Consider the following 14,160-nt stretch of genomic DNA (forward strand, 5'->3'; position numbering starts at 1 on the left):
GTGATGGAGAATGAGACAGCCCGGTACGCCCGCCAGCTCGACCAGCTCGCGCGGCTCGGGATGCGTCCCACCGGCTCGGCCGCCCACGCCGAACTGGTCGACTCCATCGCCGCCGAGCTGACCGCGCTCGGCCTCGACGTGCAGCGCGACCGGCACACGTTCGATCGGTGGGAGGCCCCCGCGGGGAGTGCGACGCTCGACGTCGAAGGTGCACCGGTCACCGTCGCCTCGGCGTGGCCGTACTCCGGGACCACCGGCCCCGCCGGGGTGACCGGGCGGATGGTCCGGCTGACCGGGCGGAGACCCCGCTGGTCCTCCGCCGCCGGCGCCATCGCCGTGGTCGAGGTGAACCATCTGCGGGTGCCGAGTCAGGCTGTGGTCGACAGCTGGGACGGGAGCGCCGTGATCGGCCCGACCGTGAGCAACACCGTCCTCAGCGCCGAGCTCGGCGGGCTGGACCTCGCAGCCGCCCGCAGGGCCGGCGTGCTGGGAGTCGTCGCCGTCTGGAACCGGATCCCGGACGCCGTCTCGGCGGGTCAGTACGTCCCGTTCACCCAGCCGTACCGCGACCTTCCCGCGCTCTGGGTTCCCGAGAGCGAACGCGGGCGCCTGCGCGAGGCGGCCCGGCGTGGATCGACGGCTCGGCTCCGGCTCGCCGCCGAGCTGGCTCCCGGCACCACCACCGACACCGTGTGGGCGGTGTCCCCCGGCACCGTCCCCGGCGAGTCCGTGCTCGTCGTCACCCACACCGACGGATCGAACGAAGTGGAGGAGAACGGCCACATCGGCCTCCTCGCCCTCGCCCGCGACGCGGTCGCCGCTGCGCACGACCGCACGATCGTCTTCGCCGCCGTCACCGGCCATCTGCGCATCCCTGCCATGACCGACCACGGCCAGGCCACGACGGCGTGGTTGCGCGACCATCCCGCGCTGTGGGACGGCAGGCCGGGCGGGCTGCGCGCCGTCGCAGGCCTCGCGATCGAGCACCTCGGTGCGCGGGCGTTCGTCCTCGACGCCGCGAGCGGGGTGTACGGAGCGACCGGCGCCCTCGAGCCGGAACTCCTCTACGCGACCACGGCGGAGCTGGCAGCCTTCGTCCGGCTGGCCTGGCCCGCGCCCGCCGGCGCACCGGTGCCGGTGGCGAAACCCGCCCCGCTCATCCACTTCGGCGAGGGCGAACCGCTGTTCGAGCACCGTATCCCCGCCGTCGCCCTGGTCACAGCACCGGAGTACTTGCTCGCGGACCTTCCGGCGCGCACCGTCGACCTGCGTGCGCTGGCACGCCAGGTGGACGGCTTCCGGGCCCTGCAGCGGCAGCTCGCCTCTGCGGCGCTCCCCGCCGACGCGCTCGGGACGGTGCGCCCGCCCTCGAAGCTCCGCAGAGCCGTCGCCGCGCTGCGCGCCCTCCGTGCCGTGCGCGCACAACTGCGCCGGGACTGACGCCCCGCCGCGGCCACACTCGGCACGAATGTCGACTTTCGCCGCCCCTTTCCCGACATTCGGCACGAATGTCGGGCGCGGGTCAGGCGTGGGAGGCGTACTGTGACCCGGCATGAACACAACTGGATGGATCATTCTGATCGTCGTCATCGTGGTGATCGTCGTCGCGATCATCGCGGTCTCCCTCACCGCGGGGCGTCGGCGCCGGCAGGAGCACGACCGCCGGCGCGCCCAGGAGCTGCGGGCCGACGCCCGCGACGACGACCTCGCCGCGCGGGAACGCGAGGCCAAGGCCGCGCAGGCGACGGCCGACGCGAAGCAGGCAGAAGTCGAGGCCGAGCAGCGCAGGCGGTCGGCCGAGGCGCACACCACGGAGGCGGCAGCGGCGCGCTCATCGATCGACGAGAAGCTGGCGAAAGCCGACGCGATCGACCCGGACGTCCGCACCGACCGCGACGGTCGACGCGTGGAGGAGCCGCGCACGGAAGCGCGCGCCGAGTCGCCGCGCACCGAGCTGCCGCCGCGGGATCCGGGGCGCCCAGCGGAGACGCCCATCGACGAGGTCCCGGACGCCGCCCCGCGGCACGCGGAGCCTCGCCTCGACGACGGAACGGAGGGCACCTCCGACGTCCCGCCACCGCGGCCGGCGCGCTGAACCCGCAAGCGCCGAGAACACGAGCACTGAGGACACGAGCACTGCGAACACGAGCACTGCGAACACGAGCGCCGAGGACACGAAGCGCACGAAGGATGCGAGCGCACGAAAAAGCCCGGCTTCTGCGCGTTCACGCGGAGGCCGGGCTTCGTGGGTGGATCTGAGGGGACTCGAACCCCTGACCCCCTGCATGCCATGCAGGTGCGCTACCAGCTGCGCCACAGACCCGTATTCAGTTCATCTTCATCGCCCCGGCTTCCCGCGACAACTCATCCAGCGTACTACACGGACGCGCCCAGGAAAAAATCCCGCCCCTCCCCCGGGCGCGTCGTGCGGTGCCGCCTCAGTCGAAGAGCTCGCTGAGCCAGTTCTCGCGCTTCTTCTTGTACGGCCGCTGGCCCTGCGGGGCGTATCCAGGCTGCGGGTATCCCTGCTGCACCGCGCCCTGCTGCGGATGCCCCTGCTGGGGATACCCGGGCTCGCGGTACTGCTGCTCCGGGTACTGCGGAGCCGGCGTAGCGGCGGGCGCCGTGGCTCCCGCCCGGTCGATGATCTTGTCGAGTTCGCCGCGGTCCAGCCAGACGCCGCGGCAGTCCGGACAGTAGTCGATCTCGATGCCGTTGCGTTCGCTCATGACCAGGGTCGCGTTGTCGGTGGGACACTTCATGGCCACAGTCAACAAGGCGTTCATGAGAGAACTCTCATGTGCAGCCGGGAAACCGCCGTGATCGGCGGCGACGCTCGTCAGCGGGCGGTGTCGTGCACCGGAAGCTCGATGGGGAGGACGGGGCAGTCCTTCCAGAGCCGCTCCAGCGAGTAGTACATGCGGTCCTCCTCGTGGAAGACGTGCACGACCAGATCGCCGAAGTCGAGGAGCACCCAACGGCCCTCCGCGCGTCCCTCGCGACGCAGCGTCCGGACGCCCGCCTCGTTCAGCTGGTCCTCCACCTCGCCGGCGATCGCGATGACATTGCGCTCGACGCGCCCGGTGACGAGCAGAAAGGCGTCCGTCAGGGGCAGCGGACCGGAGACGTCGAGGGCGACGAGGTCCTCACCGCCCTTGGAGTCGGCGGCGATCGCCGCGATCTGCAGGATCTCTCGGGCGTGCGGGGATGCGGTCACGGTCGTGCCTCCGGTGCGGTGACGAAGTCTGGTGTCGGGTCGGCTGTGCGAAGGATCAGAACACCCTCAGCCAGTACGCGGCGACGAGCAGCCCGATGACGCCGACAGCGAGAACACCCGCGGTGATGATGAGTACGAGCGGCAGTGCGTTGCCGCGCTTCTTCGGCGGGGTGATCACGCCGCGCGTGGACGTGTGGGTGCTGATCGCCCGGGAGGCGCGCACAGGGGCGACCTCCGAGGTGTTGAACTCGTTCTCTTCGCCGTCCAGCAGGTTGTCGATGTCGGACGAGTCGAGGTGTTCGGGGTTGAGTCCGGTGGAGCCGACGCCGCGGGGCAGGTCGATGGAGCCGGTCACGAGGATCTCCCCCGTGCTCGTCAACGGCGCGGTGGCATCCGGTCGCGGGATGGCCGGGAGGATGAGCGCGTTCGTCGTCGTCGCCGCCGTGGACTGGCCCACGTTGCGGGAGATGATCGGCTCGCTCGCCTCCTCCACCGCGGCCGCCGTCGACCAGTGACCCGTCGGCGGGGTGAACGGACGGCGCTCCTGCGCGGACGCGTCGTCCGCGCCCGACGCCGGCACCGGGGCCGGAGCGGGATCGGCCGTCGGAGCCGACGAGGGGGTGAGCCCGAATCCGGTGAACGGGGATGTCGGCGCCGAGGTCTGGACGGGAGCCGCGGCCGGGGCGGCAGCCACGGGAGCGGCAGGAGTCTGCACGGCCGAGCCGGACGACGACGGACTGAGCGGGGCGAAGGGCCACGCCTTCTTCTCGCCGTCGGCCACCGGCGCGTCGACCGGCGAGCCGGTGTCGGACGCGGTCTGCACGGATGGAGCAGACGGAGCGTCGGAGACGGCGATCGGCACGACCGGCTCGGCGAGGTGCGGGGCGTGATTGGCCTGCTGGTTCGCCTCCTGCGCCTGCATCATGGCGCGCATCTCGCGGCGGGTCAGCGTGCGTTCCGGCACGACGCCGGCGCTCGACCGGTCCGTCGTCGGGACGACCGCGAGCGGCTGGGTGACGGCCTCGGGCTTCGCCGGGTCGGACGCCTGGCGGAAGAGGGAGGCCGCCGCGTCGTCCTCGTCACCCGGCGCCGTGGCCGCGTCGGGCGACGCGGTGGTGTCGGCGCTGTCGGGCGCGGTGGTGGCCGGAGCGGAGAACACGAGGGAGTCGAAGTCGTCGCCGTTCGCGGTGTACGGACGCGACGGCGGCAGCACGCCGGGCTCGGCGAACGCGGTCGCGGGGATCGACGGGCGCTCCGGTGCGGAGACGGCGCTCTCGGCGGGACGGGCCGGCTGAGGCGCCGGGGTCTCGCTCTGCGCGGTCGGCGCCGCGGACGCGGACGTCGTGAAGGTGGGGATCTCACCCCCGGGGGTGGGTTCGCTCGTCCCGGCACGCCGCGCCTCCTGGCGCGCAGCCGTACGTTCGTTCTCACGGGCCTGTCGCCGGGTCTGCGGCGGCTGGCCTTCCGCGGGCGGCTCAGGCCACGAGGTCATGCAACACTCCGATACAGATGGTGTTTCGAGATGTACTGGACGACACCGTCCGGCACGAGGTACCAGACCGGGAATCCCCTGCTCACCCGGCTCCGGCAATCGGTCGATGAGATCGCCAGTGCCGGGACTTCCAACAAGCTTACGTCCCCCGTCGGCAATCCAGAAATACTCAAGTCATGTCCCGGACGACTCACAGCCACGAAGTGGGCGAGCTTCCAGAGCTCGTCGACATCGTGCCAGCTGAGGATCTGCGCGATCGCGTCGGCGCCGGTGATGAAGAAGAGTTCGGCGTCGGGGCGCTGCTCGTGCAGGTCGCGCAGGGTGTCGATCGTATAGGTCGGGCCGGCGCGATCCACGTCGACCCGGCTGACGGTGAAGCGCGGATTGGAGGCGGTGGCGATCACCGTCATCAGATAGCGGTGCTCCGCCTCGGTGACCACGCCCTTCTGCCACGGCTCGCCGGTCGGGACGAAGACGACCTCGTCGAGGTCGAAGGACTGCGCCACCTCGCTGGCCGCGACCAGGTGCCCGTGGTGGATCGGGTCGAACGTTCCGCCCATCACTCCGATGCGCGGCCGCCGGCTCTTCTCCGTCAGCTCCATGCCCGGAGGGTCAGTGCCCCTGGTTCGGGTGCCCGCTGCCGTGGTGCGTGGCACCCGGCGCACCGGCGTGCGCGGCCGCGTCGGCGGCGGCCTTGTGGCTGTGCCGGTTGGCGACGTCCCTGTAGCTGAACACGACGATCGCGAGCACCGCGAAGATCGCGAGGGCGATGGCGCCGTAGGCCCAGGTGGGCATCGGCAGCTCGACGTGCGTCTCGGCCTCCGCGAGGACGGTCGTCAGAAATGACATCGGGGTACTTCCTTTCCGGTGGGCGCTGGCCCGCCGATCAGTCTAGCGGGCGCTCAGGCTCGGATCTGGCCGGACCCGCGCACGATCCACTTGGTGCTCGTGAGCTCGGGCAGCCCCATCGGGCCTCGGGCGTGCAGCTTCTGCGTCGAGATGCCCACCTCGGCGCCGAACCCGAATTCGCCGCCGTCCGTGAAGCGGGTGGAGGCGTTGACCATCACGACCGCGGAGTCCACCTGCGCGAGGAAGCGTTCGGCGTTCGCCAGGTCGTTGGTGATGATCGACTCGGTGTGCTGCGTCGAGTAGCGACGGATGTGGTCGATGGCCTCGTCGAGGTCGTCAACGACCTTGACGGAGATGTCGAGGCTCATGTGCTCCGTCGCCCAGTCCTCCTCGGTCACGGGAACACCGCCGGTCGCGAACGGTAGGGCGCGTTCGTCGGCGTGCACGGTGACGCCGTCCTCCGCCAGGGCGCCGAGCACGGCGGGGAGCAGGCGGTCGGCGGCCGCGCGATGCACGAGCAGCGTCTCGACCGCGTTGCAGACGCTCGGCCGCTGGACCTTCGCGTTGCGGACGATGTCGACGGCCCAGTCCTCCCGGGCACTCTCGTCGAGCACGATGTGGACGACGCCTGCGCCGGTCTCGATCACCGGGACGGTCGACTCGGTCACGACGGTCCGGATGAGGTCGGCGCTGCCCCGTGGGATGAGCACGTCGACGTAGCTCCGGGCGCGCATCAGCTCTCCGGCGCCGGCACGACCGAACTCGTCGATGGTCTGCACGGCGTCGGCGGGCAGCCCCGCGGACGCGAGTGCCGACTGGATCACGCCGACGAGGACCCGGTTCGTCTCGATGGCTGCGCTTCCGCCGCGCAGGACGGCCGCGTTGCCGCTCTTGATCGCCAGGGCGGCGATGTCGATGGTGACGTTCGGCCGGGCCTCGTAGATGGCCCCGACGACACCGAAGGGCACGCGGACCTGGGAGATGGCGACGCCGTTGGGCAGCGTGCTCCCGCGCACGGCCTGTCCGACCGGGTCGGTGAGGCCGACGACCTCGAGCACGGCGTCCGCCAGGCCCTCCAGGCGCGCCGTGGAGAGGGTCAGCCGGTCGAGCAGGCCGGCGGTCAGACCGTTCTCACGACCGTTCGCCAGGTCGAGCTCGTTCGCGGCGAGGATCTCGGCCGCGGACGCGACGACGCCCTCGGCGATCGCGGTGAGCGCCGCGTTCTTCTGCAGCGTGGTCGCGGTCGCGAGGGAGATCGAGGCCTGCTTGGCCGCGGCGAGCTTGTCGACGAGCGCGACGGGCGCGGCGGTGGTCGGAGACATGGTCCCAGTCTAGGACGCGGCGGCGCCGGGGGTGACGGCTCCCGGAGCCCGTGATCCGGGGATGACCGACAGCGCGCCGGTCACGCTCGGAACACCGTCGGGCGCGGGCGCGAACCAGGTGCCGACCGCGTCCCCGCGCAGCGCTTCGGTCACGAGAGCGGTCGACGTGAGTACCACCGCGGTCCCGCCTTCCGCCGCCTGCCGGGCGGCCGAGACCTTGGTGAGCGCTCCCCCGGTCCCCACGGCGGAGAGGCCGGTGGCACCGATCTCCACACCGGCGAGATCGTCGTCGTAGGCGACGAGGTCGATCCGCTCGGCGCCGGGCTCCTGCGGAGGCCTCGTGTACAGCGCATCGACGTCCGACAGCAGCACGAGCACGTCCGCCTCCACCAGGAGCGCCACGAGCGCGGCGAGACGGTCGTTGTCGCCGAAGCGGATCTCGTGCGTCGCGACGGTGTCGTTCTCGTTCACGATGGGGAGGATGCGCAGGTCGAGCAGTCGCTCCATCGCCTGCTTGGCGTTGCTGCGGTGCGTCGGTGTCTCCATGTCGCCCGCGGTGAGGAGCACCTGGCCGGCGACGATCCCGTACCGGTCCAGGCTGTCCTGGTAGCGGTAGATGAGCACGTTCTGCCCCACCGCCGCCGCCGCCTGCTGGGTCGCGAGGTCGGTGGGCCGACCCTCCAGCGCCAGGTACGGCAGGCCCGTGGCGATGGCGCCGGAGGAGACGAGGACGACCTGTGCGCCGCGCCCATGGGCTTCGGCCAGCGCATCGACGAGCGGCTGGATCTGCCCGGCGTTCTCCCCGCTGATGGAGGAGGAACCGACCTTGACGACGATGCGTCGGGCCTCGGGGATCCTGCTGCGCTCGTCGATGGTCATTCCTTGCCCGTCTCCTCGCCGTCGATGTCGCCGGCGGCGGCCGCCGACTGCACGTTGTCGTCGTAGCTGTCGTCCTGCCAGAGCCCGGCCTCGCGTTCGCGCAGCAGTTCCGCCCGGGCCTCCGCCTTGGCGTCCATCCGCTCGAAGTACTCCTCACGGCGCTGATTGCGCGTGGGACGGTTGTTCGCGTCGAGGCGCGCGTCCGTACCGCGGGGCGCGGTCATGAGCTCGGCGGTGGAGGTGAGGGTGGGCTCCCAGTCGAAGACGACGCCGTTGGAGCGGCCGATGATGACGGTCGACCCGCCCACGGCGCCCGCCTTGAACAGCGAGTCCTCGACCCCGAGCTTCGCGAGCCGGTCCGCCAGGTAGCCGATGGCCTCCTCGTTGGCGAAGTCGGTCTGGGCGACCCAGCGCTCGGGCTTGGCGCCCAGGATCCGGTAGACGGGGCCGTCGCTGCCGCCCTCGACCTTGACCGTGTAGCCGGAGTCGTCGATGGCCGTGGGGCGGATGACGATGCGGGGCCGGGCAATCTCGAGCGCCGCCTGCTCGGCGCGAGCCGACTCGACGAGGTCACCGAGCGCGAACGACAGCGCGCGCAGGCCCTCGTGGCTCACCGTCGAGATCTCGAACACGCGGTAGCCGCGGGCTTCGAGGTCGGGGCGGACGAACTCGGCGAGCTCGCGGCCCTCCGGGACGTCGATCTTGTTGAGCGCGACGAACTGCGGGCGCTCCAGCAACGGGATCTGGCCGTCGGGCACCGGGTAGGCGGCGAGCTCGGCGAGGATGACGTCGAGGTCGCTCAGCGGGTCGCGCCCCGGGTCCAGCGTGGCGCAGTCGAGCACATGCAGCAGCGCCGAACAGCGTTCGACGTGGCGCAGGAACTCGAGCCCGAGGCCCTTGCCCTCGCTCGCGCCCTCGATGAGTCCGGGCACGTCGGCGACGGTGTAACGCACGTCACCCGCCTGCACGACGCCGAGGTTCGGGTGGAGGGTGGTGAAGGGATAGTCGGCGATCTTCGGCTTCGCCGCCGACAGGGCCGCGATCAGGCTCGACTTGCCGGCGGACGGATAGCCCACCAGGGCCACGTCGGCGACGGTCTTGAGTTCGAGGAGGACGTCGCCCTCCCAGCCGGGTGTGCCGAGGAGCGCGAAGCCGGGGGCCTTGCGCTTCTGGTTCGCGAGGGCGGCGTTGCCGAGGCCGCCGATGCCGCCGGCGGCCACGACGATGCGCATGCCGGGCTCGGTCAGGTCGGCGAGCTCCTCGCCGTCCTCGCTCTTGACGACGGTGCCGACGGGCACCGGGAGCTCGAGCTCCTCGCCCGTGTAGCCGCTGCGGTGGTCGCCCATCCCGAAGCCGCCGTTGTCGCTCGACTGGTGCGGGTGGCGGTGGTAGCCGAGCAGCGTGGTCACCTGCGGGTCGGCGACGAGGACGATGTCCCCGCCGTTGCCGCCGTTGCCGCCGTCGGGGCCGGCGAGCGGCTTGAACTTCTCACGACGGACCGAGACGCACCCATTGCCGCCGTTGCCGGCGCGCAGATGCAACGTCACGCGATCAACGAACGTCGCCATGTGGTGCTCCCTACTGTGTCCAAACGGCGGATGGGCGGGCCGAAGCCCGCCCATCCGTCATAGCGTTGCTGGTGGTGATGGAGGCTACGCCCCGACCGCCACGATGTTGACGACCTTGCGGCCACCCTTGTTGCCGAACTCGACCGCACCGGCGGCGAGGGCGAACAGGGTGTCGTCGCCGCCACGGCCGACGTTCACGCCGGGGTGGAAGTGGGTGCCGCGCTGGCGGACCAGGATCTCACCCGCGTTGACGGTCTGGCCGCCGAAGCGCTTGACGCCGAGGCGCTGCGCGTTCGAGTCGCGGCCGTTGCGAGTGGAGCTCGCTCCCTTTTTGTGTGCCATGTCTTCTTCTCCTCGGGAGGTCCGGGTCGGCTACTTGATGCCGGTGATCTTGACGCGCGTGAGCTCCTGGCGGTGGCCCTGACGCTTCTTGTAACCGGTCTTGTTCTTGAACTTCTGGATGACGATCTTCGGACCGCGCAGGTCGCCGAGGACCTCCGCCGTGACCTTCACCTTGGCGAGGGACTTGGCGTCCGAGGTGATCTTGTCACCGTCGACAAGCAGCACGGCAGCCAGCTCGACGTTGCCGTCCTTGTCGGCCTTGATGCGGTCCATCGTGACGATGGTCCCGATCTCGACCTTCTCCTGCCGGCCACCGGCGCGCACAACTGCGTAAACCACTCTCACGTACCTTTTCGTCGGGGAACAGTTCCCGACGACCTGACGGCCCGGACCTGGTCCTACTCTTACTGTTCTTGGAAGTCACTGGCGAGCTCGACGCCCCGGGGACCGGGGACGGCTCTCAGAAAACCATGGTGGAGAGAAGGGCGACGCCCTACACACACCAGCGGTCAACTTTACCTGAGGCCACGCTTCACGTCAATTCAACGCGGGGGCTCCAGGACCGTGCGGCACCGTCGATGGCGCCGTTCCTACAATCATTCTATGACGGTCTTGATCGATCCCCCGGCATGGCCCGCGCACGGCATGTTGTGGTCGCATCTCGTCAGCGACGCGTCGCTCGACGAGCTGCACGCCTTCGCGGCCGCCCACGACGTCCCCGCACGCGCGTTCGACCAGGACCACTACGACGTGCCCGAACGCCGCTACGACGCGCTGGTGGCCGCTGGGGCCGTCGCCGTCCCCGGCAAGGAGCTCGTCACGCGGCTGATCGCCAGCGGTTTGCGCGTGAAAGCACGCGACCGCGTGCGGAGGCACTGACACGGGTCGGCGCCTCCGCACGCGGTCGCGGACGCTCGGTGCGCAGGAACGGACTCGTCCTCGTTGCGCAGGAACGGACTAGTCCTCCTTCGGCGCGATCTCGCCGCCGGCGATGACCGCCGTGCTGGCCCGACGGCTGCGGCTGCGGCCCTGGCCCGGCTCCTTCGGCTGCGGCAGCGAGTCGAGGACCGACCCGAGCAGCTGCTCGGTCTCCTCGGCGGAGGGGCGCACGGCCGGCGCGGCCGGCTCGTGCGGCGCCGGGAGGTCGAGCAGCGGGAGGAGCGCGGACGCATCGTCCGCAGCGGTGTCGGCGACGGCCGTGACGGGCTCGACGGCCTCCACGGTCGCGGCCTCGACGATCGCCTCGGCGGCGGCAGACTCGGCCGCGATGGCGTCGCTCGACTCCGCGGCGGCCGTGGTGTCGGTAGTGGCCTCCTGCTCGGCGGATGCCGCGCCCTTGCCCTTGCGACGACGCTTCTTGGGCGCCGGAGCGGCCTCGGGAGCCGCAGGGGCGGCCTCCGCGTCCTGCGCGTGCGGGTGGATCGTCGACGCCGCGATCTGCGCGAGCGCGTTCTTCGCGTCGTCGGTGATCGCGTGCGTCCCCCCGTTGCCGGAGTGCGCGGGTGAGTTCGCCGGGGCCGATGCGCCGGATCCTCCCCCGTTTCCGCCGCGACCGCGACGGCGCTCGTTCTGCGGGGCCTGCTGCTGCGGCTGGCGGTGCTTCACGACCGGGTCGTGATGCACGACGACGCCGCGGCCGGCGCAGACCTCGCAGACCTCGCTGAAGGTCTCCAGCAGGCCGAGGCCGAGCTTCTTGCGGGTCATCTGCACGAGGCCGAGCGACGTGACCTCGGCGACCTGGTGCTTGGTGCGGTCGCGGCTGAGGCACTCGATCAGACGGCGCAGCACGAGGTCGCGGTTCGACTCCAGCACCATGTCGATGAAGTCCACGACGATGATGCCGCCGATGTCGCGCAGACGCAGCTGGCGGACGATCTCCTCCGCGGCCTCGAGGTTGTTCTTGGTGACCGTCTCCTCCAGGTTGCCGCCGGAGCCGACGAACTTGCCGGTGTTGACGTCCACGACCGTCATCGCCTCGGTGCGGTCGATGACCAGCGAGCCGCCGGAAGGCAGCCAGACCTTGCGCTCCAGCGCCTTCTCGATCTGCTCCGTGATGCGGTGCTCGTCGAACGCGTCGCGCTCGCCCGTGTACGCCTCGACGCGGTCGAGGAGATCGGGGGCGACCTGGCGGAGATAGTTCTCGATCGTCTGACGCGCCTCGTCGCCCGCGATCACGAGCTTCTGGAAGTCCTCGTTGAAGACGTCGCGGATGATCTTGATGAGCAGGTCGGGCTCGCTGTGCAGCAGCGCGGGGGCCTGCTGCTTCTCGACCTGCTTGCTGATGTCGGCCCACTGCGCGGTGAGGCGGTAGACGTCGAGCGTCAGCTGCTCCTCGGTGGCGCCCTCGGCGGCGGTGCGCACGATGACGCCCGCGCTCTCCGGGAGAACCTCCTTGAGGATCTTCTTCAAGCGAGCGCGCTCGGTGTCGGGCAGTTTGCGGCTGATGCCGTTCATGGAGCCGTTCGGCACGTACACGAGGTAGCGGCCGGGCAGCGAGATCTGGCTCGTCAGACGGGCGCCCTTGTGACCCACCGGGTCCTTGGTGACCTGGACGAGCACGCGGTCGCCCGGCTTCAGGGCGAGCTCGATGCGGCGCGGCTGGTTGCCGGTCTCGACGGCGTCCCAGTCGACCTCGCCGGAGTAGAGCACGGCGTTGCGGCCGCGCCCGATGTCGACGAACGCGGCCTCCATGCTCGGGAGCACGTTCTGCACGCGGCCGAGGTAGACGTTGCCGATCAGCGACGCCTCCTGCGAGCGGGCGACGTAGTGCTCGACGAGCACCTTGTCCTCGAGGACGCCGATCTGGATGCGGCCGCTCTTCTCGCGGACGATCATCTGGCGATCGACAGACTCGCGGCGGGCGAGGAACTCGGCCTCCGTGATGACGGGGCGGCGGCGACCGGCGTCGCGGCCGTCGCGACGGCGCTGCTTCTTGGCCTCGAGCCGGGTGGAACCCTTGACCTTCTGCGGCTCGGTGATGAGCTCGGGCTCACGCGGCGTGCGCACCTTGACGACCGTGTTCGCGGGGTCGTTGGCGCCCTCGCGACCACTCTCGCCCGCGCGGCGGCGCGAGCGGCGGCGGACTCCCCCGGCGGGCTCCTCGTCGTCGTCGTTCCCACCAGGAAGGGGCGGGAGCGGCACGATGTCGGGCGCCTGGAAGAGCAGCGTCGTCGGCGGGAGCCCGGGGACACCCGGAAGGTCGGCGTCCTGGTCGCCGAGCGGCTCCGGCAGGGCCGGCGGCTCGTGCGCGCCACGCTCCGCCACGGCGACGGCGACCGTCGCGGTCTCCGACGCAGCGCGCGCAGGCGCGGCCGCGGTCGTCTCGTCGGACGTCGTCATGTCAGAGGCGGTCGCGGCGGGGCCGGCCGGCGCGCTCGCGGCGGCGACCGGAGAGGTCACCGGCTCGGGGGCCCCGTCCGGAGCCGCCGTGGCTGCCTGCTGCACCGGGGAATCGGTGGTGCGCTTCACCGCGCGGCGCGCTCCGAAGAGCCCCTTGCGCTTGCGCCCTCCCGTCTCCGTGTCGTTGCCATTGCTGTCGATATTCTCGTTTTCCACCATCGCTGGTGCACTCCTCGACCGGCCGCGGTTCCCCGCTCGCCGGGTACTCTCCGTCGGAGCCGACACGCGGCCTGCCCCGTAATCCTTGCTCGGACGCGGCCGACTCGTGGCGCGGCGCACATCCGGCTCTGTCATCGTCGGCCGCTCGGCCGACGCCCACCGGGCGCCAGGGGCGCCCTCAAGCCTTCTATTCGTCTGTCTCCGGCGGGGCCGGATCGACATCCAGAGACGATTATCGCATGATGCGCGATCGGATGCCGGTGCTCCCAGGACCACCCGCGTGGCGCATGCCATAATCCGAGAGTGTCTGAACCTGCCGTCGCGGCGCCCTACCGCCGCCCGACCGTCCTCGCGATCTTCCTGATCGTCGCCGGTGTCGTGGGCCTCTGGGCCGCGTTCATGCTGACGGTGGACAAGTTCCACCTGCTCGAGCACCCCGACGCCCAGCTCTCCTGCAACTTCAACGTGCTGGTCGGCTGTTCCAAGAACCTGAACTCGTGGCAGGGTTCGCTGCTCGGCTTCCCGAACCCGGTTCTGGGGCTCGGCGGCTGGACGGCGACCATCGCGGTCGGGGTCGGCCTGTTCGCCGTCCGCGGCCGCTTCGCCCGCTGGTACTGGATCGCCTTCAACGTGGGCGTCGCCCTCGCACTCGCACTCGTGATCTTCCTGATCACCCAGTCGCTCACGGTGCTGAACGTGCTGTGCCCCTGGTGCATGGTGACCTGGCTGGTCACCATCCCGACCTTCTGGGCGGTGACCCTCTACAACCTCAAGGAGGGTCACATCCCATCGTCGGCCCGGGCGCGTCGCTTCTTCGGCGCGGCCTACAGCTGGGTGCCGCTGATCACCATCGTGTGCTACGCGATCGTCGCCATCCTGGCGCAGATCCAGCTGGACTGGATCCACCGCGCCTTCATCTGAGACTCGCGTTTC

The 14,160-nt window shown here is 70.9% G+C and carries 15 protein-coding genes and 1 tRNA gene; 4 read left to right on the plus strand and 12 right to left on the minus strand.

The annotated features are described in order from the left end of the window. The first annotated feature begins 3 nt into the window (after nucleotides 1-3). Together U870_RS24215 and U870_RS0102995 are read left to right on the plus strand one after the other, a co-directional pair. Complete coding sequence (locus U870_RS24215; protein ID WP_025155938.1) at nucleotides 4-1,440, plus strand: hypothetical protein; 1,437 nt, start codon at nucleotides 4-6, stop codon at nucleotides 1,438-1,440. A gap of 112 nt (nucleotides 1,441-1,552) precedes the next feature. Then, a complete protein-coding gene (locus tag U870_RS0102995; protein ID WP_025155939.1) occupies nucleotides 1,553-2,095 on the plus strand; it encodes a hypothetical protein in 543 nt (180 codons plus the stop codon). Nucleotides 2,096-2,250: 155 nt separating this feature from the next. Here the strand turns inward: U870_RS0102995 and U870_RS0103000 are convergent. The 11 genes from U870_RS0103000 to rplU form a co-directional block, all read right to left on the minus strand. Then, a tRNA-Ala gene (locus U870_RS0103000) sits at nucleotides 2,251-2,323 on the minus strand. A 115-nt stretch (nucleotides 2,324-2,438) separates the two neighbouring features. Further along, nucleotides 2,439-2,762 carry a zf-TFIIB domain-containing protein gene (locus U870_RS0103005; RefSeq protein ID WP_025155940.1) on the minus strand — a complete coding sequence of 108 codons (324 nt, stop codon included), beginning with the start codon at nucleotides 2,760-2,762 and terminating at the stop codon, nucleotides 2,439-2,441. 77 nt (nucleotides 2,763-2,839) lie between these two features. Further along, entirely contained in the window at nucleotides 2,840-3,217 is a 378-nt protein-coding gene (gene rsfS, locus U870_RS0103010; protein ID WP_025155941.1) for a ribosome silencing factor, read from the minus strand. Nucleotides 3,218-3,272: 55 nt separating this feature from the next. Further along, nucleotides 3,273-4,709, minus strand: coding sequence for a hypothetical protein (locus U870_RS0103015; RefSeq protein ID WP_025155942.1), 1,437 nt, complete (start codon nucleotides 4,707-4,709; stop codon nucleotides 3,273-3,275). Beyond that, the gene (nadD, locus tag U870_RS0103020; RefSeq protein ID WP_025155943.1) at nucleotides 4,706-5,311 is read right to left on the minus strand and encodes a nicotinate-nucleotide adenylyltransferase; all 606 of its coding nucleotides are present in this window, start codon (nucleotides 5,309-5,311) and stop codon (nucleotides 4,706-4,708) included. The genes U870_RS0103015 and nadD overlap by 4 nt, the downstream gene beginning before the upstream one ends. Nucleotides 5,312-5,321: 10 nt before the next feature. Then, nucleotides 5,322-5,558, minus strand: a complete 237-nt coding sequence (locus U870_RS0103025; protein ID WP_025155944.1) for a hypothetical protein — start codon at nucleotides 5,556-5,558, stop codon at nucleotides 5,322-5,324. Nucleotides 5,559-5,611: 53 nt separating this feature from the next. Continuing rightward, nucleotides 5,612-6,880 carry a glutamate-5-semialdehyde dehydrogenase gene (locus U870_RS0103030; protein ID WP_025155945.1) on the minus strand — a complete coding sequence of 423 codons (1,269 nt, stop codon included), beginning with the start codon at nucleotides 6,878-6,880 and terminating at the stop codon, nucleotides 5,612-5,614. Nucleotides 6,881-6,889: 9 nt separating this feature from the next. After that, nucleotides 6,890-7,759, minus strand: a complete 870-nt coding sequence (gene proB / locus U870_RS0103035; RefSeq protein WP_025155946.1) for a glutamate 5-kinase — start codon at nucleotides 7,757-7,759, stop codon at nucleotides 6,890-6,892. Beyond that, entirely contained in the window at nucleotides 7,756-9,327 is a 1,572-nt protein-coding gene (gene obgE / locus U870_RS0103040; RefSeq protein ID WP_025155947.1) for a GTPase ObgE, read from the minus strand. The genes proB and obgE overlap by 4 nt, the downstream gene beginning before the upstream one ends. An 84-nt stretch (nucleotides 9,328-9,411) precedes the next feature. Next, entirely contained in the window at nucleotides 9,412-9,669 is a 258-nt protein-coding gene (rpmA, locus tag U870_RS0103045) for a 50S ribosomal protein L27 (protein WP_021757229.1), read from the minus strand. A 30-nt stretch (nucleotides 9,670-9,699) separates the two neighbouring features. Then, nucleotides 9,700-10,008 carry a 50S ribosomal protein L21 gene (gene rplU / locus U870_RS0103050; RefSeq protein WP_025155948.1) on the minus strand — a complete coding sequence of 103 codons (309 nt, stop codon included), beginning with the start codon at nucleotides 10,006-10,008 and terminating at the stop codon, nucleotides 9,700-9,702. 264 nt (nucleotides 10,009-10,272) lie between these two features. Between rplU and U870_RS0103055 the strand changes: the two genes are divergently transcribed. Then, nucleotides 10,273-10,548, plus strand: coding sequence for a DUF4031 domain-containing protein (locus U870_RS0103055; RefSeq protein ID WP_025155949.1), 276 nt, complete (start codon nucleotides 10,273-10,275; stop codon nucleotides 10,546-10,548). A 78-nt stretch (nucleotides 10,549-10,626) separates the two neighbouring features. Here U870_RS0103055 and U870_RS0103060 read toward each other — a convergent pair whose 3' ends face one another. Beyond that, nucleotides 10,627-13,227 carry an Rne/Rng family ribonuclease gene (locus tag U870_RS0103060; RefSeq protein ID WP_025155950.1) on the minus strand — a complete coding sequence of 867 codons (2,601 nt, stop codon included), beginning with the start codon at nucleotides 13,225-13,227 and terminating at the stop codon, nucleotides 10,627-10,629. Nucleotides 13,228-13,530: 303 nt separating this feature from the next. Here U870_RS0103060 and U870_RS0103065 point away from each other — a divergent pair, with 303 nt between their 5' ends. After that, entirely contained in the window at nucleotides 13,531-14,148 is a 618-nt protein-coding gene (locus U870_RS0103065) for a vitamin K epoxide reductase family protein (protein ID WP_025155951.1), read from the plus strand. The last annotated feature ends 12 nt before the right edge of the window (nucleotides 14,149-14,160 follow it).

The sequence above is a fragment of the Leifsonia aquatica H1aii genome (assembly GCF_000633535.1).
Taxonomy (GTDB): Bacteria; Actinomycetota; Actinomycetes; order Actinomycetales; family Microbacteriaceae; genus Leifsonia; species Leifsonia aquatica_A.

Coding starts and splice junctions, on each gene's coding strand:
- U870_RS24215 (WP_025155938.1), top strand. CDS start 4: ATGGAGAATGAGACAGCCCGGTACGCCCGCCAGCTCGACCAGCTCGCG.
- U870_RS0102995 (WP_025155939.1), top strand. CDS start 1,553: ATGAACACAACTGGATGGATCATTCTGATCGTCGTCATCGTGGTGATC.
- U870_RS0103005 (WP_025155940.1), bottom strand. CDS start 2,762: ATGAAGTGTCCCACCGACAACGCGACCCTGGTCATGAGCGAACGCAAC.
- U870_RS0103015 (WP_025155942.1), bottom strand. CDS start 4,709: ATGACCTCGTGGCCTGAGCCGCCCGCGGAAGGCCAGCCGCCGCAGACC.
- nadD (WP_025155943.1), bottom strand. CDS start 5,311: ATGGAGCTGACGGAGAAGAGCCGGCGGCCGCGCATCGGAGTGATGGGC.
- U870_RS0103025 (WP_025155944.1), bottom strand. CDS start 5,558: ATGTCATTTCTGACGACCGTCCTCGCGGAGGCCGAGACGCACGTCGAG.
- U870_RS0103030 (WP_025155945.1), bottom strand. CDS start 6,880: ATGTCTCCGACCACCGCCGCGCCCGTCGCGCTCGTCGACAAGCTCGCC.
- proB (WP_025155946.1), bottom strand. CDS start 7,759: ATGACCATCGACGAGCGCAGCAGGATCCCCGAGGCCCGACGCATCGTC.
- obgE (WP_025155947.1), bottom strand. CDS start 9,327: ATGGCGACGTTCGTTGATCGCGTGACGTTGCATCTGCGCGCCGGCAAC.
- rpmA (WP_021757229.1), bottom strand. CDS start 9,669: ATGGCACACAAAAAGGGAGCGAGCTCCACTCGCAACGGCCGCGACTCG.
- U870_RS0103055 (WP_025155949.1), top strand. CDS start 10,273: ATGACGGTCTTGATCGATCCCCCGGCATGGCCCGCGCACGGCATGTTG.
- U870_RS0103060 (WP_025155950.1), bottom strand. CDS start 13,227: ATGGTGGAAAACGAGAATATCGACAGCAATGGCAACGACACGGAGACG.